Source organism: Silvimonas soli (assembly GCF_030035605.1).
Taxonomy (GTDB): Bacteria; Pseudomonadota; Gammaproteobacteria; order Burkholderiales; family Chitinibacteraceae; genus Silvimonas; species Silvimonas soli.
The window spans coordinates 3,466,031-3,487,922 of the sequence record NZ_CP106736.1 but is presented as its reverse complement, the minus strand read 5'-3'; the positions used below and the strand labels follow the sequence as shown (position 1 = coordinate 3,487,922).

Below are 21,892 nucleotides of genomic sequence, written 5' to 3'. Positions count from 1 at the left end.
GACTGCTCCTGATGCCTGGTACGGAATGTTTTTATGTCGGCCCGATGTCGGGTCGTATCTCAATGTACGGCAGCGTCCAGGTAAGCCTTTGACCAGCGGGAGCAGGTTTTTACCTTTGGGGAGCAGCGTCGATTTTGCGGTGCACCAAAGCAGAACACCGCTGGGGCAATCGACGAAAGGCGCGCAACGCCCGGACCCTTGGCCGGCCTGCGATGTAGTTCATTGCTGCGCCGCAGGTACGGGCATTGCCTGATAGCGGGTGTCAGGCGGTAGCGACTTACTATGACAAAAAAATGTCAACGCACACCCACAGGAAGCCCGATGACTCCGCGTCTAAAAGGACTCGCTCGCACTGTTTCCAACCGCATCATTGCGCATTCGTTACCGGCATTTGTACAAGCCGGGATCTCGCCGGAGGCCTTTGTCCGGCACACCGGCATCGCGCTGGATGATCTGATCGACCCGCAAGGGCGTATTGAAGGCGTGCGGCATCGGCGCGTGGTCGAACTGGCGGCCTCCATGAGCGTGCCGCGTGGCATGCTGGAGCTGAACGTTACCGATCTGTTTCATGACTATCCGGTACTGGGAAACCTGTGCATCAACGCGCGCACCCTGCGCACGGCCATCGGGCACTATCTGGCGTATCGCGGCCTGATCGGTGAATTCGATTTTTTACTATGCAGACAGTCCGCCACCCGCATTCAGTTTGAATACATCTCCGAATTCGCTCCACAAGCGAGTTTCCAGGCTCTGGCCAATTTCATGTCGCTGATCGCGCTGATCCGGGCTTACGACCAGCGCGCACAAACCGTGTTTCACGCCGAATTTGTCGGCGTTGCACCACCCTTTGCCAGCAGCATCGCCCAATGTTTTGGCGCCCCGGTGCGCTTTGCCCAGAGCGCCAATCGTTTGTGGTTTGATTCGGTGGCGCTGGACACACCCGTGCCACAACACAACGCGGCGCTGGAACCGTGGCTGCAAGCACAAGCCCAGCAAGAACTCACCCGCATCCAGCGTTTGCATCTCTTCTCCGCCAATGTCGAAACACTGATCCGCGAATTTTTGGCCGACCCGGCCAACGACCAGAGTGGCGCCTCGTTACTGCAGCAGCTATGCCAGCGACTCAACACCACGCGCTGGACCTTGCGCCGCCAGCTGCAACAAGAAGGCACGCATTTTCGGGAACTGGAACTCAAAGTCAAAACCGGCGAATCGCGACGTTTGTTGTCCGAGACTGCGCTGAGCGTGGCCCAGATCAGCGAGCAATTGGGGTTTGCCTCGCAAAGTGCATTTACCCGTTTTTTCAAGGCCCGCCACGCGCTGCCACCATTGTCTTACCGCCAACACACGCAAACCGCTGGCGAGCGCAAACTGGCCTGAAACAGGTGCACACCGTTACCTCATATCGAAAATCTGCGTGGTTTGATCGGAAACGGGCATTTCTGACAATCGTATAAGCATTTCTTAATATTTCGGTAAAACAACCGGCCTACCCTCTCTTCAGCCCCAAAATCCGCATTTTGCATTTTGTCGGGAGAGGAACGCCATGACCGCGACCGCCACTGCAGCCGATACCATTTTCAGTAAAACCAGCAAAGGCCTGCTCGAAATCAACGAGCGCGCCCACGGTTTGCCTGCGCGCATGCGCCGGGCGCTGATTCTGGTCGACGGCAGCCGCGATCAAGCCGCGATCAGCGCCATGATGCCCGGCGAAGAAATGAGCCGGATGCTGGGCGAGCTGCAAAGCATGGGTTTTATCTATAACCCGGTGCAAACCGCATCCAGGGCGGAAAAGGTCAGGGTCGCTGCCACGACACCTGCGCCGGCTCTCGTTGCAATTCCAGTGCCAACCCCAGTTGCCATCACGGCAGCGCCTGCCGCGATGGCCGAAACGCTTCCCGCTACAGCAACGATAGTGGAACTGACGCCTGCCGCTCCCGCCCTCGACAGTGCGCTACTTAATCAGGTCAAAGTCTTGATGATTGAAAGCGCGCAGCAGTTTCTGGGCCTGATGGCACGCCCGCTGATCGCCGAGATCGAAGCCGTAAAAGACAGCGCCAGCTTGAAAACCGCGATCGCCCGCTGGAACATCAGCCTGCGCCAATCACACAAAGCCGCGCAACATGCTGACCAATATGTATTGGCGGTGAAAACGCTGGTGGGGATTTAAGCGCAGCGCGGTTTTCTGCTGGCGGGTTGAGCCATTGATGGCACCGGGCTAAAGCCTGGAGAGAATCCTGCGTCGCAAAGCACCAACTCGCCAGCGAAATGTGCAACGACCATCATCGTCCCCCGGATTCCCGCTAACGCTCCATCCGGGCTACGAAGCTTTTGAATATTACCGGGCCAACAAAGCGACTGAACACGCCGACCGAGAACCGGAGACCTCGGGCTCCGGCCGACCCAGGGAACGCAGGATGCGCGCAGAGAGCCCTCGCCAATAAATGGTTTGCTTCGGCTTTTGACTTCGGGCCCCCTTGCGGCAGCGGGGTCGCCTTTTGCTATCCCGCTCTGCGGAACTTTTGGTTTCTTTTCTTTGGCGACGCAAAGAAAAGAAACGTGCTCCCGGTCACCACCGGGCATCAAACGTCTTCAACCCGTGCCGAAGGCACTCACGCCTTTGTCTTTTCAGTTGCCAGTCAAAACCCACCACACCACGCCAAAAACCAATCCATTCCTCCTTGAATTCCCCCTCCCCGCACTCATTTGAGACTAATCAAACATCCAGGCTGCACCATGCAGCTGCCACCAGTGCGCGAGGTAATCACCGTGGGTACCAAACTAAAGATCGATTTTGTTTCCGATGTGTCCTGCCCCTGGTGTGCCATCGGGCTCAAGTCGCTGGAACAAGCCATTGCCCGCGTGGGCGATGAAGTGCAGACCGAGATTCACTTTCAGCCATTTGAACTGAACCCGCAAATGGTGCCGGAAGGCCAGGATATCCTGGAGCATCTGGTCGAGAAGTACGGCTCCACGCCAGAGCAAATGCAGGCCAATCGCGAAGGGATTCGTGCACGTGGTGCCGCAGTGGGGTTCACTTTCAACATGGAACAGCGTGGCCGCATCTACAACACGTTTGACGCGCACCGCTTGTTGCATTGGGCCGAAACCGTCGATACCGACAAACAACGCGCGCTCAAACTGGCGCTGTTCAAAGCCTATTTTACCGATGGCCAGAATCCGTCTGATCACGCTTTGCTGGTGAACCTGTCTGGTGAGGTCGGCCTGGATCAAACCCGCGCCCACGCCATTCTGGACTCCGATGAATACGCCGCCGACGTGCGCCAGCTGGAACGTTTCTACCAAAGCAATGGCATCAACGCCGTACCGGCCGTGATCATCAACGAGCGCCATCTGATCCAGGGCGGTCAGCCGGTGGAAGTATTTGAACAAGCGCTGCGGCAGATTGCTGCCGAGGCCTGATCGCTCAGCTATCCGCAGCAACCGGCGCGGCCAATATCAAGTTGGCCGCGCCATTTTGAACAGCATGTCCTGGGTGATCTCGAAATAATCCGCCGCACCGCCGCCGCGCAAAATGGGCTGGGCCAGCGCAGTCTGGTATATGCCATCTACCAGTAACGCTGTGGCGATATGCACGCCAACCACCTCCCCCAGAATCAGCCAGCTATTCACCTGCTGACCCGCCGCGGATTGCAGCTGCACGATCTGGCTAAGTTTGCATTCAAACGATACCGGGCTTTCTTTTACTCGCGGCACTTTAACCAGGCGTGAGGATTCGGGGGTCAGGCCTGCGAGGGCAAATTCATCGACTTCTGGCGGCACGGCGGCACAGGTCTGGTTCATTGCGGCAGCCAGTGGCCGGGTCGCCAGATTCCAGCAAAATTCGCCGGTCTGCTCGATATTACGCAGGCTGTCTTTGGCGCCGACGCTGGCAAAGCCAATGATTGGCGGAGTGTAGTTAAAGGCATTGAAGAAACTGTATGGCGCGAGGTTGAGCTTGCCATCGCTGGCGCGTGACGAAATCCAGCCTATTGGCCGTGGCCCGACAATGGCGTTGAATGGATCGTGCGGCAAACCGTGCCCCAACGCGGGTTCGTAAAAACAGACTTCCTCAGACATAAATTCCTCTTGCCCAACAGATTCAAAAAAACAGAACGCGCTGAACCTGGCACCTCTGGCAGGTCACTGATTCTCAGGTTTATGTTTAAAAACAGCGCTTCCAAATAGCCGTGCCGCGATCAGGCGGGTGAAACCGGCAGCCGCGCTGTCAGGGCAAAACAACACCGCGCCTTCATCGCCGAAAACCGTAACAAGCACATGTCATATACTCTTGGAATCATAATTGCCCGGTCTGTGATCAGGGCAAAAAAGAATAATGACTTTGGTCGCTTGCGCCGCACACCAGGGAGCAGGCTTCACCACGGTTGAGGGCGGATTCTGCCGCGACTGTTTGTAATCGCAAACACCAGGCGGCGAGAATCAAAAGGGGGAGTTGTGCACAAGCGTCTGGCGATCGGATTGATCGCCCTGATCGCCATCGCGGCTATTATCGGCCCGATATTTGCCGCGCTTAGCCTGGCCCGCACTCGCGGGCTGCAGGATCAGCGCAATGAAGCATTACGTCTGGCCACCACCGTTCTGGCCAGGGCCGATGGCGTTGCCCAGGAATTCTTCTCGGCGCATGACCAGCTCATGCGCGCTGGCGCGAGCAATCCTTGCTCGGAAGAAAACATGGTGCTGATGCGGCGCCTTGCCTTCAGTTCATCGCATTTACGTGCGATCGCCTACATTGCCAATAACCGCCTGGTTTGCTCGTCGATCGGGCCGCACGCCGATGGCGTCTACATTGGCCTGCCCGACATCGTCACGCCGCGCGGCGTGGCCATCCGCAAGTCGGTCAAATTGCCCTTTGCTGCCGATTACGATGTGCGGATTTCTTCAATGGATGGCTACGCGGCAATCATGGCGCAAGACGCAGCGCTAGATATCGACACTCATGTAAAAGGCATGCTGCTGAGCGTCTTTTACACCGGTTTTGATCTGCCCATTGCCTCCAACGGCAGCGTCAACCCGGCATGGCTCGCCCAGTTAAAAAGTGGCGACAGCGTTTCGTTTCTGGAAGGCAATTATGTGGTGGCGCTGCACCGCTCGGCGCGTTACAACCTGGTTGGCGTCGCGGCTGTGCCGGTGGTTTATCTGACACAAAATGTGCGCAAGCTGGCTTTGTTCATGGTGCCGTTAGGCGCGGCTACGGCCATCCTGTTAATTGCAGTATTGGTCTATATCGCGCGCCATCAAACCACACTGCAAACCATGATGCGCACTGCACTCAAGCGCCAGGAGTTCTCGCTGGTATACCAACCCGTTATCGACCTGCACACCGGTCGCTGGGTTGCGGCAGAGGCGCTGATCCGCTGGCGACGTTTGAATGGTGAAGTGATCCCGCCGGATGTGTTTATTCCGGAAGCCGAACGCACCGGCATGATTACCCAGATTACCGAGCGCGTGTTATCGCTGGTGGCGCATGACATATCCCATCATTTCAAGGCTTTTCCGGACTTTGCCATTGGCGTCAATCTGTCGGCGGCAGACCTGGAAAACGAACGCACTTTGTCTTTGTTGTATCGCGTCATCAAAGTGACCGGCATGGCGCCGCATAACCTGGTGGTCGAGGCGACCGAGCGTGGTTTTATCAACGCCGAAGAAGCCCGGCAAATGATCAATGACATCCGTACTTTGGGCATCCGGGTGGCGATTGATGATTTTGGTACTGGTTATTCCAGCTTGTCATACCTGACCAGCATGGCGCTGGACCATCTGAAAATTGATAAATCGTTTATCGATACCATTGGCAAAGACGCCGTGGCCAGCCATGTGCCGGGCCACATTATCGCCATGGCGCGCTCGCTGAATCTGACTGTTATTGCCGAGGGTGTCGAGACCGCCGAGCAAGCCGATTACCTGCGCGAGCGCGGGGTGCAATTTGCCCAAGGCTGGCTGTTTTCCCGCGCGGTGCCCGCCGCCGAGCTGGCACAAAAACTCAAAAGCATGGCCTCGGTGATCCGCAAGATGGATACCTTGTAAGCGCGCAGCCTAGCGCCAGGCCGCAACGATATCCTGATAGGTGCCATTCGCCTGAATGGTGGCAAAACCGTGGTTAAAGGCGGCCAGATAAACGCGGGAATCTTTGAAACTGCGGGAAAACACGCAATAGATGTTGGTTTGCGCCGTCATGCCTACCACTTTGAATTTGCCATCGAATTCACTCTTGTGGGTGCGGATCAGGTAATCGGCCACTTTCTCAAAGGCCAGCGCATATTGCACTCGCCCAAGTGCCAGCATGCGCAAACTGTAAATACTTTGATTGGTGACCTCACGCTGCACCAGCGGGTCGCCGTCAAAATCGCTGCCGTATTCGTAGCCGTTAGTCACCGCCACATGTTTGCCTTCCAGCGCACGCGGGCCAAGGTCATGCTCGGTCGAGTCACTTGGCGCATAGATATACGCGCGGCTGTAGAACATGGGCTGATCGGGCCAGAGAAAATCCCGCTCGTTCTCGCGGGTGCGCGAGGTATCAAAGCACCCGGCTAGCTCGCCGGTGAGCACCATATGCACGCAGCGGGCATACGGTAACGAGACAAAATGCACATTGAAGCCTGCCGCCGCAAACGAAGCGCGAACAATATCTTCAGCCATGCCTTTGGATTCAGTCGCAATCTGTCCGGAGTACGGATACCAGTCGTCTTCGGCGCCAATCTCAACCGTCGGCAAAGCTGCGCCAGCCTGGCGCAACCAGAGCATGCAAACAACGGTGACAATGGACCGGATGGGCACGCGGCATCCTTTCATGCAACACAAGGCGGCCGATGTTATCCACTTGGCGGGCCGGATGCGCTGCAAACACGACGCGCCATTCCCCGGGATCATCGGCCGATCTCGCAAACCTGCTTGTTATGACAGTTGCGTACTGCTGTTGAATATCCGCCAAGCTACCTTACAACGCAATCTGACAAGCCATGCACATTGCAGAATGAGACATTTCGGCGGCACCAGCGGCCCTGCTGGCGCAGATCTCAGAATATTTGCCGGGGCGTCAGTCCTCGATGGGCACCCAGATTTCAAATGAACCGTTGCCGGTAGCGGGATCAAACGCTTGATCGTAGCGCTCAAAGTCCGGTGCATTGCCATGACGAAACCCGGATTCCGGCAGCCATTTGTTCCAGATGGCATTGATGGTGTCGCGAATGGTCGAGATGTGTTTGCGATGCGTGAATACCGCGTAGCGTCGCTGCGGAATCTGGACGTGGTGAAAATCCGCTGGCAGCCCGCTCGTGCTGGCCACCTGCACCCCGGCGATATACTCAAAGCTGTCGTTACCGTCGCCGTTACAACACACCCCGTACGCCACGCCTTTTACTTCTCCCGGCACGCGGCCGATCCACGGGCTAAAACGTTGCCACTGGCGCGGAATGCCGTCATTGGTGTCAAAGGTATAGCGTTCGCCCAGTCCGGCGATCAGCATGGGCTGGCTGGTTTCAAAACGCGGTGCTTCCAGATCGATAAAGTGTTGTTGGTCCATGCGAAAAGGCTCCATCAAAGTGATGCCATTCAGGTGGCTTTGCTCACGTAGCGCTTGCGGCGTGAGGCCAAATTGCTCGCGAAATGCCCGAGTAAACGCTTCGTGAGAGCCATAACCGGCGTCCAGTGCCACATCCAGAATATTGGGCGCGCCAGTTGCCAGAACCCGCGCCGCTTCGCTTAGCCGGCGGGCCCGTAAATAGCTCATGACCGAACAGCCGGTGACCGCGCCGAACGCCCGAAGCAAGCTGAAACGCGACACGCCGCACACCTGGGCCAGCCGTTCCAGTGTCACTTCGGCTTGTAGCCCGGACTCGATCAGCCAGAGTGCTTTTGCTACCGGATTCATGGTTTTCTCACAATGCGTACTGCCAATCTAACCAGGATTATCCTGGCGTATTTGATCGCTATTGCGCAGCGTAGTCATCGCACGTAAAAACGGCGCGAAAATCTTCCGCGCCGTTTTTTGGGTCTGCACATCAGCCCACTACCAAGCCTAGCCCTTGCGCCGCTTTTTATTGCGGTAATGCTCAAAGCGCTGCCGGGTTACATCGTCTTTCTGCGTGCCGAAGGCGTAATGGCTTTCCAGCCACATCACATTGATGATGCCAAACGCCAGCGCCAGCCCCAAACCCAATATCCAGGTGAAATACCACATGCTTGATTGCTCCTTGCTCGCTAGCCGGGGTTAATAACTGGTGTGCGTTTCGGCACGGATGCGTTCTACCGTGACCTTGCCGCGCATCACGCGATAAACCCAGCCGGTGTACAGCGAAATGATCGGCATGAATACAATCGCCACGCCCAGCATGATGCCCAGCGTTTTATGGCTGGATACCGCATCCCACACCGTCAGGCTGGATTTCGGATCTAGCGAAGATGGCAACACGAACGGGAACAACGACCAGCCCGCTGTGAGGATGATGCCGATCAGCGCCACGCTACTGGCCAGCAACGTCAACCAGCGCAACCGAATGCCCGCAAATACCACCGCCAGCACCGCGCCGGCGACGCCCAACGCCGGCAACAACCAGGTCAGCGGGTAACGCGCGTAGTTAGCCAGCCAGCCGCCGGGGAGCGATTCCACGACTTTATCCAGCGGCCGCAGCACGTCATTGGGCGAACCCATTTGGGTGATCTGCAAACCGGCGCGTTGCGATATCCAGAACCCGCCCAGCACAAACAACGCCGCTGTGATGACGCCAGCCACCTGCACCGCCCGCCGTGCCCGCGCCTGGATCACACCCTCAGTGCGCAATTGCAGAAACGCCGCGCCATGCAGGGTGAGCATCGCTAGCGACACCACGCCGCAGAACAGCGCTAACGGGTTCAGCAGATCAAAGAAACTGGCATCGCCGTAGCTCACCCGCATGGTGTTATCAAACTGATAAGACACACCGGTGAACAGATTGCCAAAAGCCACGCCAAAGATGATCGACGGCACCAGCCCGCCCACGAACAAGCCCCAGTCCCAGCCATTACGCCATTTCGGATTGGGCAGCTTGCTACGATAGTCAAAGCCGACCGGGCGTAAAAACAAGGCAAACAACGTCAGCATCAACGCGATATAGAACACTGAAAAGGCCGCCGCGTACACCAGTGGCCACGCCGCAAACAAGGCGCCGCCAGCAGTAATCAACCAGGTCTGGTTGCCCTCCCACGTCGGCCCTACGGTGTTGATCAGCACCCGGCGTTCATCATCGTTTTTGCCGAGGAACGGTAACAACACGGCAATGCCCAGATCCCAGCCGCCAGTGAGCGCAAAGCCGATCAACAACACGCCCACCAGCGCCCACCAGATCAGCTTGAGTGTTTCGTAATCAAGCATGTTGTTCCCCTTGTGGCAGCTTCTTCTCGCCGTGGTAGTTGCCTGTATGCAAAGACGACGGCCCGAGGCGGATGTACTTGATCATCAGGTACATCTCGATCACAAACAGCGTGGAGTAGATGCCCAGCAAGCCAAACATGCTGAAGTGCAGTTGCCCGGTACTGAGTGACGACGCCGAAAGGAAGGTCGGCAAGATGCCGGAAATAGTCCAAGGCTGCCGACCGTACTCGGCCACAAACCAACCCAGCTCAATCGCCACCCACGGCAACGGAATCGACCACACGCACAGCCGCAGCAACCAGCGCTGTGGCGCCAGATTGCGTTTGGCCAGGAACCAGAACGACGCGGCAAAGATAAACAGGAACCAGATGCCCAACCCGACCATGATGCGGAAGGAGAAGAACAACGGCAGCACTTGCGGAATGGTGTCATTGGCCGCCGACTTGATTTGCTCTGGCGTCGCGTCAGTTACGTTTGGCGTGTATTTCTTCAGCAACAAGCCAAAGCCCAAGTCTTTCTTGTGTGCTTCAAATTGGGTTTTGACCGGATCACTCTTGTCGCCCGCCAGCAGCTTTTGCAGCGCTTCATACGCCACCATGCCGCTGCGAATGCGATCCTCATATTGCAGCTTGAGGTCTTTCAGTCCGGTGACTTGTTTATCTACCGAACGCGTGGCGATCAAGCCCAACAAGTACGGAATGCGGATGGCGTAATCGGTGCGCTCTTCTTTTTGATTGGGGATACCAATGGCGGTGAACGTGGCAGGTGCGGGCATGGTTTCCCATTCGGCTTCAATCGCCGCCAGCTTCACCTGTTGTACTTCACCGGATGTGTAACCCGACTCATCGCCCAGCACGATCACTGACAACACCGACGCCAGCCCGAACCCCGCCGCTACCGCAAACGAGCGAATGGCGAAGCCGGTATCACGCGCTTTGAGTAGATACCAGGACGACACACCCAGTACAAACATCGATGCCGCCACATACCCCGCCGCCACCGTATGCACAAACTTCACCTGCGCCACCGGGTTGAAGAACACGTCGGCGATGCTGGTGAGTTCCATGCGCATGGTTTCGTAATTGAAATCGGCGCCGACCGGATTTTGCATCCAGCCGTTGGCAATCAGAATCCACAAGGCCGACAGGTTGGAACCCAGTGCCACCAGGAAAGTCACGCCCAGATGCTGCACGCGCGACAGGCGATCCCAGCCAAAGAAAAACAGCCCGACAAAGGTGGATTCCAGAAAGAACGCCATCATGCCTTCAATGGCCAGCGGCACCCCAAAGATGTCGCCCACGTAATGCGAGTAATACGCCCAGTTGGTGCCAAACTGGAATTCCAGCGTAATCCCCGTGGTGACGCCCATGGCAAAGTTGATACCAAACAACTTGCCCCAGAACTTGGTCATGTCCTTGTAGACCTGCTGGTCAGTCATCACATACATGGATTCGCAAATAACCAGAATCCAGCTCAGGCCCAGCGTGAGTGGCACAAACAGAAAGTGGAACAGCGCGGTAGAACCAAACTGCAGGCGCGACAGTTCCACCACATCAGCGGCGGGTATCATCAGGTGTTTCTCCAGGGATGCGCAAAGCGGGGGCGGACGCAGCTGCGCCCATGATTTTTTGACGCACCATCTCAGTCGGCACGTTCATGTTTTCAGCAACGGGATGAGCAAACCATGCGTGCCAGGCCAGCCACAGCAAGATCGCCTTGACGATCAACAACGCCGTGATTTCCAGCGCCAGACGCCGGTCAAATGATCTTGATCGCAACAACTGCATGACTTCGTTACTCCGTTGCGGTGTCGGTAGCATCGCCGCGTACGTGTTCTAGTCCATCGTAGCCCGGATGCCACATAGCGCAATCCGGGATTGGTTTGGGCAAGGTGCGAATGCCAGCCCCGTAGCCCGGATGAAGCATGTCCCTCGGGGGTACCCCCACAAAACCTCTGGATATCGCATATGACAACTGCAGGGGGTAGCAAGAATGCGGGGTGGCAACACTTCAACGACTCATCGGCCTCTGTACTTGCCGATATCGCCCCCGGATTCTCGCTAATGCTTCATCCGGGCTACGGGCTGCCTATTTATCCCCGCGTAGCCGATCCGCCAGCCCCAGTACTTTCTGGACCTTTGAACCCAGCCGCATCAGGTTTTCCAGGGTTTCTGGCGACAAGCGGTGAATCTCGTCAAACCAGCCCGTGGCCAGATCAATCAGTTCATGCATTTGCCGCATGCGTTCTTGCGCGTAACGCTCATCGTCATTGGTCGGCGCGGCCAGCATGGCGTCACGCAGCATGGATAACGTCGGATCGATTTCACGCTTCTTTTTTTCTTCGGCCAGCGTGCGGAAAATCTCCCACACGTCTTTGGGCGCTTCGAAGTATTCGCGCCGATCCCCGGTTTGATGAACCATGCGGGCGATTCGCCACGACTGCAGTTCCTTCAAACCCATGCTGACGTTGGAGCGAGAGAAACCAAGGGTTTCGCCAATTTCATCGGCATTGAGCGGCTTGGCAGAGATAAACAGCACGGCGTAAATCTGGCCCACAGTGCGGTTCACGCCCCAGCGGCTGCCCATTTCGCCAAAGTGCAGGATAAAGCGCTCGGTGAGCGGGGTGAGTTCCATGTTTTTGTGTTCTGCCAAGTGGATTTGATCAAAAGTTTCGTGATTTCTTGTATTTCTGAATTTTCACTAATTACTGAAAATTGTAAAACTACCGTTGTTCTAGCGCAATATACATCTGTAATTATTTTGCTAAGGGCCATTTGCAATATCCCCCCCAGGGGGATACCATGCGCCGTATGGAACACACCGATCACCCCGAAATCATCAACCGTTTGCGCCGTGCCGAAGGGCATCTGAAAACCATCATGCGCATGCTCGAAGAACAGCGCGCGTGTCTGGACATCGCCCAGCAACTGCAAGCGGTCGAAAAAGCCATTGCCAGTGCCAAACGCCAACTGGTGCAAGACCATATCGACCACTGCCTCGAAAACGCAGTGCAAACCGGCGAAGGCGGCCAGCGAGAAGCGCTGGATGAATTCAAACAAATTGTTCGTTATCTCTAAGGCCAGCCCGGATGACTTCTCCTTACCGCCCCGCCGCATCCGCGCCCGCCCCAGCAGCCGTGGCCGCACACCAGAATGGTGACGACTGTAAACACGACCACGCGGGTCACGACCACAGCCATGGCCACTCTCATGATCACGGACATGGTCATGCTGGCCACAATCACGATCACACCTTTGGCCATGCCCACGGCGTAACCGATCAACGCCGCATTGCGCTGGCGTTCTTTATCATCTTCGCTTTCATGATCGTCGAGATCATTGGTGGCGTCTGGTCTGGTTCGCTGGCCTTGCTGGCCGACGCAGGCCACATGGTGTCAGACTCCGCCGCGCTGGGCTTTAGCTGGCTGGCATTACATATCGGCAAACGCCCGGCCAATGCCAAGCTGACTTTTGGCTACAAGCGACTGGAAATCCTCGCTGCGTTTGTAAACGGTTGCGCGCTGTTCGTGGTGGCAGGCTGGATTCTGTTTGAGGCCATTGTGCGCTTTGCCCATCCGGTCACGATCCTGAGCGGCCCGATGCTGTGGGTGGCCGTTGCCGGGTTGGCATCCAATATTGCGGCGTTTTTTGTGCTCAATGGCGGCAATCAGGAAAACCTGAACATGCGCAGCGCGTGGCTACACGTACTGGGCGATTTGCTGGGTTCGGTAGCCGCCATTATTGCGGCGCTGGTCATCCGTTACAGCGGCTGGACGCCCATTGACCCGTTGTTGTCCGTGTTGGTGGCATTGCTGATCCTCAAGAGCGCCTGGCAGATCGTAAAAGCCACCACGCATATCCTGCTGGAAGGCACGCCGCCCAATATCAATCTGGACGAGATCAAAAGCGATCTGGAGCAAAACGTGGCTGGCGTCACCGACGTGCACCACATCCACGCTTGGGCCATGACCGCCGAACAGTTAATGGTGACCTTGCACGCCGTGGCTGCGCCAGACGCGGACCCCGCCGCCATTGTCGGCAAAATCCAGCAACGGCTGGCTGAAAAATTCAATGTGGATCACGTAACCGTGCAAATGGAAACCGCGGATTGCATTGACCAATATCACCAGCACGCGCCGCAAGGCGAGCAATGCCACTAAGCCCGGCGTGAAGCCAAACTGTGCTGTGCAATCTGAAGCCGGATTGAGCTAGCCAGCGCTGTTGCGCTGCGGCAAGATCATGGTCTGTCTGGATATCTGACCGCTGGAGGTTTTTCATGATTGTTCTGGTAACTGGCGCGAGTGGCGGCATTGGCGCTTCCACCGTGCTGCGCTTTGTGGCTGAAGGCCATAAAGTGATTGCTGCGTCGCGCAGTGTTGACGCCATCAACGCCTTGGCGGCACAGCATCCGGGGCAGATTCTGCCGTTGCAACTGGACGTAACCAACAACGACGCCGTTAACGCAGTTCTGGCGCAATTGCCTGCCGAGTTTGCGCAGATTGATGTACTGGTGAACAACGCCGGTCTGGCTCTGGGTCTGGAACCGGCACAACGCGCCGAACTGGATGACTGGGAGCGCATGGTCGATACCAACATCAAAGGCCTGCTGTACGTAACCCGCGCCGTCTTGCCTGGCATGGTGGAACGCAATCGTGGCGTGGTGCTGAACCTGGGCTCAGTCGCTGGTCGCTGGCCATATCCCGGCGGCAACGTTTACGGCGCAACCAAAGCCTTTGTACGCCAGTTCTCGCTCAACCTGCGCGCCGACCTGATAGGCACCCGCGTGCGCGTTACCGATGTGGAACCGGGCATGGTCGGCGGCACCGCGTTCTCGAACGTGCGCTTTCACGGCGACGATGCCAAAGCAGCAAACGTTTACAGCGGCACCGAACCACTGACGCCAGAAGACATCGCCGACGCCATTTACTGGATCGCCTCACGGCCAGATCGCGTGAACATCAACACCATTGAGATCATGCCGGTGCGGCAATCGTTTGGTGGATTGGCGATTGATCGGGACCGGAAATAGCTAACGCGTTTTGCTCCAGATAAAAAGCCCGGCGGATCGGATCTGCCGGGCTTTTTCTATTTGGATTGTCATTGGTGCGAATCCGGGCGGCAGAGTTTTATCAAACGCCCTTCACACCCGTGCCGCAGCCACTAACACCACTACCTACTCCACTTAGTCCGATCCCCCAGATTAATAAACTGGTAATACCGCACCAACGTAATCTGCTGATGGTCATCCAGCAGCTCTTTGGGCACTGGCCCAAACGGCGCAGAATAACGCAAGATCTTCAGTGCTTCCGCATCCAGCTCCGGATTCCCCGACGTGTTCACAATCTTGGCTTGCGCCAGTGTGCCATCAGAATTGAGCACCATACGGAACTGCAGCAGACCAAAGATGGAATTGCCGTTTTTATCTTTGGGGAAATTCATCTGGCCGATACGCTCGACCTTCTGTTTGATCTGCTGCTCCCACAAACCAAAGATATTGCGGGTGAGCGGGTCGGCCTCCAGCGAACGGGTGGCTTCATCCACCTGGCTATCGTGCGGATCACCAATCGGCTGCTTCAGATCAGAGAAATGCATAGCCAGTTTGCCCGGCTGTTGCTGTGCCTGCCCCTGCGGCTGGTGGTTGAGCGCGGCGTCGAGCCCGCTCATCTGGATATCTTTCGAATCCTGGTCGGGCTTGGTCAGCGCGGGTGCCGATGCAACCTGTTTCACCACTTTGCGGCGCGGCTTGGGCGGCGGTGCCACGTAATCCGGTTTGGCGGTCGCAGTTGGCGCAGTCATAACCGGTGGCGCGGTGATTTCAGCCACTTGCGGTGCTTTGGTCTGCTTGGGAACCAATTGCATCTGGAAAGGCATTTGCTGCGCCTGCGCCTGTTCCAGCGGCTTGGTCTTGCCCTTGGGAATCAGCAACGCCGAAAGGTGCAGCAATATTGCCAACAAGAAAGCAAGCGCCAGCAAATCTAGCTGGATGGTCAGGACGCCGTCTTTAAAGGAGATGTACTTGACTGACAAGAATCTTCAACTTCCAAAATTTAGTATTCGGCTTGAGCGGGCAAACCCGACATCACAACGGCAATTACTGGTTTTTACAGGTCTGGATTAGCAGCCAGGCAAATCATCGTCTTTGCGCTCTTGATCCCGGAAGGAACATAACACGCACTTGCAATCTCGTAACCTGTTCCAGCAATTTCGCGACACTCGCGACAGCTTGCCGCAGGAACTGGCCCGCCGCTGTTTTACCCTGAGCCAGGGCGGCAATCAATCGCATTGTGTATCGCGCATGTACGGTACGCGCATGCCGGGGCGGAGAACGGCAGACCTTATCGAGGAAGTAACGCAGCAGAGGCTCGCCGGGTCTACAAACCCCACAGGAATCTTTAGCAAATCCGAATTGTTTTACGACTGGAGAAGCTGGCACCCGCCATCGCTATCAACCCAAAGATCATGTGCTAGCGGGTCCAGCTCACCTGGTCTTTCTGATAGTTGTTGTACATCAGCATGAGAATCTGGCCATTCTCATCCCAAAGGTCTTTGCTGGCGGGGCCAAACGGCGCGGCGCGGCGCACGATCAGCAGCGCGGCATCGTCCAGTTCCGGGTTACCCGACGAGGCGATGATCTCACTTTCCACCAGCGAGCCGTCGCGGCCGTTGATCAACAAACGCAAGCGCACGCGACCATACATGGCATCACCATGCGTATTGCGCGGGAAACTCATCTGGCCAATTCGCTCAACGCGCTTGCGCAGTTGTTCTTCCCATAAACCGTAGATGGCACGTGTGACTGAATCACGTTGGGCCCGAATCCAGCCTTCTTCTTGCGGCGTACGGGATGAACTGGTCGTAACCGCAGGCGCACGCAAATCAGACAAATGAATGGCCAGCCGCGGTGCCGGCTCGCTGGTGCCACGCGAAGAACGATCTGGCCCATTGCCACTGCCCGCTTCTTTTGAGCCAGTACCCGTACCGTTGCGCGCCAATCCGGCCGACGAGCTTTCTGCATGCGGAGCAGGCACAAAGCCCTTGCCCGGCGCGCTGGTTGGCAGTGCTACCGGAACGCTGGTCGGCGCAATCGCCGCCGGTACCGCGGTAGGGAGCACCGCGACCATTGTCGGCGCAGCCGTGGGGACTGGCGCAACGGTGGGAACAGCCGTCGGCAACGGTGTTGGCAGGTGCGTCGGTGCCGCCGTGGGTGCCTTCGTGGGTACCGGCGTTGCAATCGGCGTCGGCACTACCGTTGGCGCCGCGGTCGGAACAGGCGTGGGCAGCGGTGTCGGATTAGGTGTAGCTGTCGCGACCGGGGTCGGCGCGATTGTGGGTGTGACAGTCGGCGTTGGTGTCGGGGTCGGCACGTGCGTTGGCTCTGGCGTGATCACCGGCGTCGGGCTCGGCGTTGCAGTGGGTGTTGGCGTAGCCGTCGGGACCGGGGTCGCGGTTGGGGTCGGCGCGGGCGTTGGGCTAGCCGTTGGCACCGGCGTCAATTCACTGACTACAACGGGCGCCGAAGCTTGTTCCGGTTGCGGCACTGACGCTTTGTGATGAATACGCCGACTCAACACCGCCACCGGCGTCGAGACCATCGGTTTTTCAGGTACCGGCACGGCAATGACTGCAGGCGGCGCAGACTCTTCCACAGTTTGCTGGTCGTGTACTGGCGTCTCCGGCACGGATTCAGGTTCCGGCGTCACAACCGGCTCCGCTTGCGGCTGCAGATTGATCTGGAACGGCAAGTTTGTGGCGAAAAAGCGCGAGCCCCCACTCGAAAACGAGAACGGGATCAATAACGTTGCCAGGTGCAACAGCACCGCCAGCACAAACGCAATCCAGAGCAGCCGCCGCTGTCTTGTCAATTCATCCTCACCGGTCAAAGCAATGCATCATCAACAACCTGCCACGTCGCCTTGCCTACGCGGGCGAGTGGTGGTTGCATGTGGATGCTGAAAGGTACACTAGTCTTGCAATTTGCGCCGTAGCATTAGTAAGCAAGTGCAATCTGACCGATACAATGGCAGTGTTTGCGCAGCGCGCCCACAACGCGTTTATCCACTTGACCAGGATGTTGCCCATGAAACCCGCCGATGAATCCGCAATCCGCGCGCTGTGCCAGCAATGGCTGGATGCCTCAATGACGGGCGACACGGCGAGCGTATTGGCGTTGATGGCCGACGATGCCGTGTTTATCACGCCCGGCCAGCCGCCAATTGTGGGCAAAGCCGCCTTTGCCGCGCTCTTGCCAGCAAACCCGGCCAGCATGCGGCTGGTGGCAAAACAGGAGATTCTGGAAGTCGGCGGTACTGATGATCTGGCGTGGTCGCGCAGCGCGCTCATCGTGACGGTCACTCCGCCATCATCGGCGCAACCCGTCACGCGTTCCGGCCACACGCTGACGCTGTTTGCGCGCCACCCCAGTGGCCACTGGTTGCTGACGCGCGACGCCAATACCTTGTTGCTCCAGCCCGGTAGCGGCGCTGACGTGGGCTAGCTGCCCCGGCGATCACGCTCACTGGCAGTTTCACCTATATCCCCATTTCTAGCAGATACCTACACTGGCTGGCTCGCTGGGGATTTTCATGTCGTTACCATCCAAAGCCCGCCGCCAGGGCAAGTTGTTCATCCTGCTGGACAACTTTCTGGTCGTTTTCGGGTTTTTCGTCGTTTTTCCGCTGATCAGTATCCACTTTGTCGATCACATGGGCTGGGCCGCCATCCTCGTCGGCACGGCGCTGGCGGTGCGCCAGTTTATCCAGCAAGGTCTGGGGATTTTTGGCGGCGCGGTAGCCGACCGCTTTGGCGCCAAGCCGATGATTGTCACCGGCATGTTGATGCGGGCAGCCGGTTTTGCCCTGATGGCGCTGGCTACTACGCCGCTGGTGCTGATCTTGTCGTGCGTGCTGTCCGCCTTGGGTGGCGTGTTGTTTGATCCGCCGCGCTCGGCGTTGATTATCAAACTGACACGCCCGCGCGAGCGCAACCGTTTTTACGCCATCATCATGATGCAGGACAGCGCAGGTGCCGTCTTGGGCGCCATGACCGGCAGCTGGTTGTTGAATGTCGGGTTTGAATGGGTCGGCTGGATGGGCGCGGCCTTGTTTGTTACTTGCGCCCTGTGCAATGCCCTGCTGTTGCCCAACTATCGCATCGCCCGCGGTCGCAGCGCGTTTTTTGCGAATATCGGCAAAGTACTGGCCGACCGCGAATACGTTAAATACGCGCTCACGTTATCCGGTTATTACGCTCTGGCCGTGCAGGTCTTGATGCTGATGCCGATCGCCGTGATGCAGCTAACCCACGACAGCCATGCCGTGGGCTGGATGTACACCCTGGAAACTGCGCTGTCTCTCACCTTGTTGTACCCGATTGCCCACTTCGCCGAACATCGCGTGCGACTGGAAAGCCGCTTGCTGATCGGACTGGCACTGATGTGCGTCAGCCTGTTTCTGCAAGCTTTCTCTCAGTCATTGACGGTGTTTTTTGTGCTGCTGGCGGGGTTCTACATCGGCACTATTACTGCCGATCCAGCTCGCGAGATGCTCTCCGCTCGCAAGGCAGATTCCGCAATGTTAGGCAGCTATATGGGTTTCAGCCGGATTGGTCTGGCCTTGGGTGGCGCGCTGGGGCAATTGTTTGCCGGAGCGGCTTATGATCTGTCGCGGCAATGGCATACGCCCAAACTGCCGTGGTTTGCGCTTTCCGGCATTGGCGTGATCACGTGGCTGGGTTTGTGGAAGCTGTTGAAACCGGTGCGCGGTCACTCGTCGGCGACGGTGAGGACGCAACGGGCATAGCAGACATCGGCGGTGGGCTGGGACGCCGCTCTGGCCGATGCTGCTATCTATCGCCAGTTACATTCAGGCCAGATGTTCGGCCAGGAATTGCAAAGTACGACCATGCGCCAACAAGGCGGCATTCTGGTTGTACATGGCGCGGCCCCAGCAATTAAAGCCGTGATCGGCGTTCTCGTAGACGTAAATTTCGGTCTCGTCACGATCGCCCAGCGTATCAATCACCGCCTCGCGCACGGCGTGGGTGATGTAGGTGTCCAAGCCACCGAAGTGAAATTGCACCGGCGCAGTGAGCGTCGCGGCTTGATCCATCACCGTATTGATGGCGCCCGGGTAATACGCCACGCCAGCGGCCACATCCGGGCTATTGGCCGCTGTCAGATAAGACAAGCGCCCGCCCATGCAATAGCCCACGGTTGCGATCTTGCCGGTGACTTCCGGTAGCGCCTTGAGCGTGTTCACCGCGCCGACCAGATCTTTCACGGCGGCCGGTTGATCCAGCGCCTGCATATGGCCAAAGGCTTTGGGGGTATCGACATCATCATATTTGAGCTCGATGCGCGGGGACTGACGCCAGAACACATCCGGTGCCAGCACCACAAAACCATCGGCTGCATACTGATCGGCCACGGTACGGATATGCTCGTTCACGCCCCAGATTTCCTGGATCAGCACCAGACCAGGCCCTTTGCCTGTCGGCGGCAATGACAAATAACCGGTGTAGGTCTCACCCGTGGTGCTTGTGATATCGATCCAGCGTGAAGTCATCGTGTTCTCCGTTATATACAAAGGGGGGGATGGAAACTGCTGTCGCACAGGTTGGGCGTAGACCGGTCAATTACAAGCGTATCGACGAACGATTTTTTGCCAGCCACTTGTCTAGCTCGCGCCCAAAGGTTTGCCGGTCCGCTGCCGACAAGCTGGCCGGGCCACCGGTTTGCACGCCGCTATCGCGCAGGCCTTGCATGAAGTCGCGCATGCTCAGGCGCTCCTGAATATTGGCCAAGCTCAAACGCTCGCCACGCGGGTCCAGCACTGCGCCGCCTTTGGCAATCACCGCCGCCGCCAGCGGAATATCCGCAGTAATCACCAAGTCACCTGTCTGCGTGCGTTCAACGATTTCGTTATCGGCTACGTCGAACCCGGCAGGCACTTGCACAGCGCGCAACCAGGGCGAAGGCGGTACATGCAAGAGCTGGTTGGCAACCAGAATGATGTGGATTTGCGCCCTGTCCGCTGCCCGGAACAGGATTTCCTTGATGGCTTTGGGGCAGGCATCGGCATCCACCCAGATACAGGCAGCGCGGGGATTAACCGGGGAATCAGAAGAGTTGGCAGTAGACATGCCGGGAGTATAAAACGGCGGCTGACTGGTCGGGGTAAATCCCGGCCAGTCATTCCGCCATTGATCTGCTTGCAGCACAGCAGATGGATGTTTTGATTGGAGCCAGACATTGCCCAATCAGCAAAGTCCGATCACGCCGCCCTGAGTTGGGTCCGGCTGATCGTTTCCAACAACATGCGGCGTGCCACCTCGATATCTGCAGCCAGACCAGAATCGGCTGCCTCGGCGAGCTTGTTATAAGTTTCAGCCCAGATTTCACGTGCCTGAGCATGATTGTTTTCAAACTGCAAAAAGACATAATCGAGCGCCGCTTCCACGGTGTCGATTTTCAACCCGCCAGATCCTGGCGGCACTACTGGTTGTTGCAAGCTAGTCATGGCAAAACTCCCACCCCAGGCATTTGCTGTGGTTGATGCCGGCCTGTGCAAACACCTCGTCTCTTGTTGGCTCTGACACGGCTGACCGGCGAGCCCGTTTAAGTACCGGGTCCTGCGATTTACGAAAATATCATAATAGTTGCCGACATCAATTACAGTCTGGCCCCCGAAAACAACCGCTCGGGTATCTGTCTGTATCGCTGATACCAGTGAACCGTGTTGCAGGGTCAACTGGGACGATGGTGGCGCGTTTTGTTCAGGCACGGTGTTTACAGGCTGAGGTGTACATGCCGGTCAATAATGGTCACCGCCCTACCCGATTTGACGGCATGGCAAACCGGTGCCATTTACCGGGTGACAGCGACCTTCGGGCCGGAGTAATGCAACAACCACCTGGACTCTGTGCCCAAATAAGCAATATTGAGAATGACCCGGCGTGACACACACTGAACTGCCGCAGCTTCCTGAGTTCGATACTGCCAGCGGCTTGGCCCCGACATTGCGCAACGAGGACGATTCATGACAACACCATCTTGCGGCTTTCGCTCTTTGCTCGCCGCATTGCTGATCGCACCCTGCCTGGCTCACGCTGCGTTGGGTGGCGCACCGGCGACTTCCCCTTCTGCACAAAAGGCCCTTAAAGCCACCAGCAAAGTTGCGGCCAGCAACGGCGCAGCCGATATCACCACATCGACCGCTACATCGTGGACTGTCAACACGCTGCAAACCGCAGGTGGCACCGATATTCGTGAATACGTGACCTCAACTGGCGTGGTGTTTGCCGTGGCCTGGGCCGGCCCGCAGCTGCCTGATCTGCGCGCTCTGCTGGGCACTTACTTTCCGGAGTTTGTTGATTCAAACAAAACGCCGCATGCCGGGCATACACCCAACCTGGTCAACAACCCGGACCTGGTGGTGCAATCTGGCGGCAAACCACGCGCCTATACCGGTCGGGCCTGGGTGCCCTCTTTGCTGCCGGCCGATGCCAGCATCGACCAGATTCATTAACC

23 protein-coding genes are annotated in these 21,892 nt (G+C 57.4%); 10 read left to right on the top strand and 13 right to left on the bottom strand.

Annotated elements, in window-relative coordinates; all coding sequences use genetic code 11:
• Window positions 1–321: 321 nt before the first annotated feature.
• From N7220_RS16025 to N7220_RS16015, 3 genes are all read left to right on the top strand, one after another.
• Window positions 322–1,380 carry a helix-turn-helix transcriptional regulator gene (locus N7220_RS16025; protein WP_283148521.1) on the top strand — a complete coding sequence of 353 codons (1,059 nt, stop codon included), beginning with the start codon at window positions 322–324 and terminating at the stop codon, window positions 1,378–1,380.
• Between the two features lie 166 nt (window positions 1,381–1,546).
• The gene (locus tag N7220_RS16020) at window positions 1,547–2,170 is read left to right on the top strand and encodes a hypothetical protein (RefSeq protein ID WP_283148520.1); all 624 of its coding nucleotides are present in this window, start codon (window positions 1,547–1,549) and stop codon (window positions 2,168–2,170) included.
• A 566-nt stretch (window positions 2,171–2,736) separates the two neighbouring features.
• The gene (locus N7220_RS16015) at window positions 2,737–3,423 is read left to right on the top strand and encodes a DsbA family oxidoreductase (RefSeq protein ID WP_283148519.1); all 687 of its coding nucleotides are present in this window, start codon (window positions 2,737–2,739) and stop codon (window positions 3,421–3,423) included.
• Between the two features lie 36 nt (window positions 3,424–3,459).
• Here the strand turns inward: N7220_RS16015 and N7220_RS16010 are convergent, their stop codons facing one another.
• On the bottom strand, window positions 3,460–4,080 hold the full coding sequence (locus N7220_RS16010) for a flavin reductase family protein (protein WP_283148518.1): 621 nt from the start codon (window positions 4,078–4,080) through the stop codon (window positions 3,460–3,462).
• Window positions 4,081–4,455: 375 nt separating this feature from the next.
• Here N7220_RS16010 and N7220_RS16005 point away from each other — a divergent pair, with 375 nt between their 5' ends.
• Window positions 4,456–6,045: an EAL domain-containing protein gene (locus N7220_RS16005; RefSeq protein WP_283148517.1), complete on the top strand. Its 1,590-nt coding sequence runs from the start codon at window positions 4,456–4,458 to the stop codon at window positions 6,043–6,045.
• Window positions 6,046–6,054: 9 nt separating this feature from the next.
• On the opposite strand, the gene N7220_RS16000 is transcribed toward N7220_RS16005, so the two are convergent.
• From N7220_RS16000 to N7220_RS15970, 7 genes are all read right to left on the bottom strand, one after another.
• The gene (locus N7220_RS16000; protein WP_283148516.1) at window positions 6,055–6,795 is read right to left on the bottom strand and encodes a substrate-binding periplasmic protein; all 741 of its coding nucleotides are present in this window, start codon (window positions 6,793–6,795) and stop codon (window positions 6,055–6,057) included.
• Window positions 6,796–7,054: 259 nt separating this feature from the next.
• On the bottom strand, window positions 7,055–7,888 hold the full coding sequence (locus tag N7220_RS15995) for an AraC family transcriptional regulator (RefSeq protein WP_283148515.1): 834 nt from the start codon (window positions 7,886–7,888) through the stop codon (window positions 7,055–7,057).
• 147 nt (window positions 7,889–8,035) lie between these two features.
• On the bottom strand, window positions 8,036–8,197 hold the full coding sequence (gene cydX / locus N7220_RS20800; RefSeq protein WP_390901509.1) for a cytochrome bd-I oxidase subunit CydX: 162 nt from the start codon (window positions 8,195–8,197) through the stop codon (window positions 8,036–8,038).
• Window positions 8,198–8,227: 30 nt separating this feature from the next.
• Complete coding sequence (cydB, locus tag N7220_RS15985) at window positions 8,228–9,367, bottom strand: cytochrome d ubiquinol oxidase subunit II (protein ID WP_283148514.1); 1,140 nt, start codon at window positions 9,365–9,367, stop codon at window positions 8,228–8,230.
• A complete protein-coding gene (locus N7220_RS15980; protein ID WP_283148513.1) occupies window positions 9,360–10,937 on the bottom strand; it encodes a cytochrome ubiquinol oxidase subunit I in 1,578 nt (525 codons plus the stop codon). Before N7220_RS15980 ends, cydB begins: the two co-directional genes overlap by 8 nt.
• The gene (locus N7220_RS15975; protein ID WP_283148512.1) at window positions 10,921–11,154 is read right to left on the bottom strand and encodes a hypothetical protein; all 234 of its coding nucleotides are present in this window, start codon (window positions 11,152–11,154) and stop codon (window positions 10,921–10,923) included. Before N7220_RS15975 ends, N7220_RS15980 begins: the two co-directional genes overlap by 17 nt.
• 301 nt (window positions 11,155–11,455) lie before the next feature.
• Window positions 11,456–12,001: a GbsR/MarR family transcriptional regulator gene (locus N7220_RS15970; protein WP_283148511.1), complete on the bottom strand. Its 546-nt coding sequence runs from the start codon at window positions 11,999–12,001 to the stop codon at window positions 11,456–11,458.
• A 167-nt stretch (window positions 12,002–12,168) separates the two neighbouring features.
• On the opposite strand from N7220_RS15970, the gene N7220_RS15965 reads away from it, so the two are divergent.
• The 3 genes from N7220_RS15965 to N7220_RS15955 all read left to right on the top strand — a co-directional run bounded on the left by N7220_RS15965 (window position 12,169) and on the right by N7220_RS15955 (window position 14,395).
• A complete protein-coding gene (locus N7220_RS15965; RefSeq protein ID WP_283148510.1) occupies window positions 12,169–12,444 on the top strand; it encodes a metal-sensing transcriptional repressor in 276 nt (91 codons plus the stop codon).
• A gap of 11 nt (window positions 12,445–12,455) precedes the next feature.
• Window positions 12,456–13,526, top strand: coding sequence for a cation diffusion facilitator family transporter (locus N7220_RS15960; RefSeq protein ID WP_283148509.1), 1,071 nt, complete (start codon window positions 12,456–12,458; stop codon window positions 13,524–13,526).
• A 116-nt stretch (window positions 13,527–13,642) separates the two neighbouring features.
• Window positions 13,643–14,395, top strand: coding sequence for an SDR family oxidoreductase (locus N7220_RS15955; protein ID WP_283148508.1), 753 nt, complete (start codon window positions 13,643–13,645; stop codon window positions 14,393–14,395).
• A 140-nt stretch (window positions 14,396–14,535) separates the two neighbouring features.
• Here the strand turns inward: N7220_RS15955 and N7220_RS15950 are convergent, their stop codons facing one another.
• Window positions 14,536–15,393 (bottom strand): TonB family protein, encoded by an 858-nt coding sequence (locus N7220_RS15950; protein ID WP_283148507.1) that lies wholly within the window; start codon window positions 15,391–15,393, stop codon window positions 14,536–14,538.
• Between the two features lie 437 nt (window positions 15,394–15,830).
• Complete coding sequence (locus tag N7220_RS15945; RefSeq protein ID WP_283148506.1) at window positions 15,831–17,228, bottom strand: energy transducer TonB; 1,398 nt, start codon at window positions 17,226–17,228, stop codon at window positions 15,831–15,833.
• Between the two features lie 215 nt (window positions 17,229–17,443).
• Between N7220_RS15945 and N7220_RS15940 the strand changes: the two genes are divergently transcribed.
• Together N7220_RS15940 and mdtH are read left to right on the top strand one after the other, a co-directional pair.
• Window positions 17,444–17,860: a YybH family protein gene (locus N7220_RS15940; RefSeq protein ID WP_283148505.1), complete on the top strand. Its 417-nt coding sequence runs from the start codon at window positions 17,444–17,446 to the stop codon at window positions 17,858–17,860.
• Window positions 17,861–17,948: 88 nt separating this feature from the next.
• Window positions 17,949–19,163: a multidrug efflux MFS transporter MdtH gene (mdtH, locus tag N7220_RS15935; RefSeq protein WP_283148504.1), complete on the top strand. Its 1,215-nt coding sequence runs from the start codon at window positions 17,949–17,951 to the stop codon at window positions 19,161–19,163.
• 63 nt (window positions 19,164–19,226) lie between these two features.
• Here mdtH and N7220_RS15930 read toward each other — a convergent pair whose 3' ends face one another.
• The 3 genes from N7220_RS15930 to N7220_RS15920 all read right to left on the bottom strand — a co-directional run bounded on the left by N7220_RS15930 (window position 19,227) and on the right by N7220_RS15920 (window position 20,837).
• On the bottom strand, window positions 19,227–19,928 hold the full coding sequence (locus N7220_RS15930) for a dienelactone hydrolase family protein (protein ID WP_283148503.1): 702 nt from the start codon (window positions 19,926–19,928) through the stop codon (window positions 19,227–19,229).
• Between the two features lie 70 nt (window positions 19,929–19,998).
• Window positions 19,999–20,505: a YaiI/YqxD family protein gene (locus N7220_RS15925; protein WP_283148502.1), complete on the bottom strand. Its 507-nt coding sequence runs from the start codon at window positions 20,503–20,505 to the stop codon at window positions 19,999–20,001.
• Window positions 20,506–20,636: 131 nt separating this feature from the next.
• Window positions 20,637–20,837 (bottom strand): hypothetical protein, encoded by a 201-nt coding sequence (locus tag N7220_RS15920; protein ID WP_283148501.1) that lies wholly within the window; start codon window positions 20,835–20,837, stop codon window positions 20,637–20,639.
• A 564-nt stretch (window positions 20,838–21,401) separates the two neighbouring features.
• On the opposite strand from N7220_RS15920, the gene N7220_RS15915 reads away from it, so the two are divergent.
• Window positions 21,402–21,890, top strand: coding sequence for a DUF2844 domain-containing protein (locus N7220_RS15915; RefSeq protein WP_283148500.1), 489 nt, complete (start codon window positions 21,402–21,404; stop codon window positions 21,888–21,890).
• The last annotated feature ends 2 nt before the right edge of the window (window positions 21,891–21,892 follow it).

Coding starts and splice junctions, on each gene's coding strand:
- N7220_RS16025 (WP_283148521.1), top strand. CDS start 322: ATGACTCCGCGTCTAAAAGGACTCGCTCGCACTGTTTCCAACCGCATC.
- N7220_RS16020 (WP_283148520.1), top strand. CDS start 1,547: ATGACCGCGACCGCCACTGCAGCCGATACCATTTTCAGTAAAACCAGC.
- N7220_RS16015 (WP_283148519.1), top strand. CDS start 2,737: ATGCAGCTGCCACCAGTGCGCGAGGTAATCACCGTGGGTACCAAACTA.
- N7220_RS16010 (WP_283148518.1), bottom strand. CDS start 4,080: ATGTCTGAGGAAGTCTGTTTTTACGAACCCGCGTTGGGGCACGGTTTG.
- N7220_RS15995 (WP_283148515.1), bottom strand. CDS start 7,888: ATGAATCCGGTAGCAAAAGCACTCTGGCTGATCGAGTCCGGGCTACAA.
- cydX (WP_390901509.1), bottom strand. CDS start 8,197: ATGTGGTATTTCACCTGGATATTGGGTTTGGGGCTGGCGCTGGCGTTT.
- cydB (WP_283148514.1), bottom strand. CDS start 9,367: ATGCTTGATTACGAAACACTCAAGCTGATCTGGTGGGCGCTGGTGGGC.
- N7220_RS15980 (WP_283148513.1), bottom strand. CDS start 10,937: ATGATACCCGCCGCTGATGTGGTGGAACTGTCGCGCCTGCAGTTTGGT.
- N7220_RS15975 (WP_283148512.1), bottom strand. CDS start 11,154: ATGCAGTTGTTGCGATCAAGATCATTTGACCGGCGTCTGGCGCTGGAA.
- N7220_RS15970 (WP_283148511.1), bottom strand. CDS start 12,001: ATGGAACTCACCCCGCTCACCGAGCGCTTTATCCTGCACTTTGGCGAA.
- N7220_RS15965 (WP_283148510.1), top strand. CDS start 12,169: ATGCGCCGTATGGAACACACCGATCACCCCGAAATCATCAACCGTTTG.
- N7220_RS15960 (WP_283148509.1), top strand. CDS start 12,456: ATGACTTCTCCTTACCGCCCCGCCGCATCCGCGCCCGCCCCAGCAGCC.
- N7220_RS15955 (WP_283148508.1), top strand. CDS start 13,643: ATGATTGTTCTGGTAACTGGCGCGAGTGGCGGCATTGGCGCTTCCACC.
- N7220_RS15940 (WP_283148505.1), top strand. CDS start 17,444: ATGAAACCCGCCGATGAATCCGCAATCCGCGCGCTGTGCCAGCAATGG.
- mdtH (WP_283148504.1), top strand. CDS start 17,949: ATGTCGTTACCATCCAAAGCCCGCCGCCAGGGCAAGTTGTTCATCCTG.
- N7220_RS15930 (WP_283148503.1), bottom strand. CDS start 19,928: ATGACTTCACGCTGGATCGATATCACAAGCACCACGGGTGAGACCTAC.
- N7220_RS15925 (WP_283148502.1), bottom strand. CDS start 20,505: ATGTCTACTGCCAACTCTTCTGATTCCCCGGTTAATCCCCGCGCTGCC.
- N7220_RS15915 (WP_283148500.1), top strand. CDS start 21,402: ATGACAACACCATCTTGCGGCTTTCGCTCTTTGCTCGCCGCATTGCTG.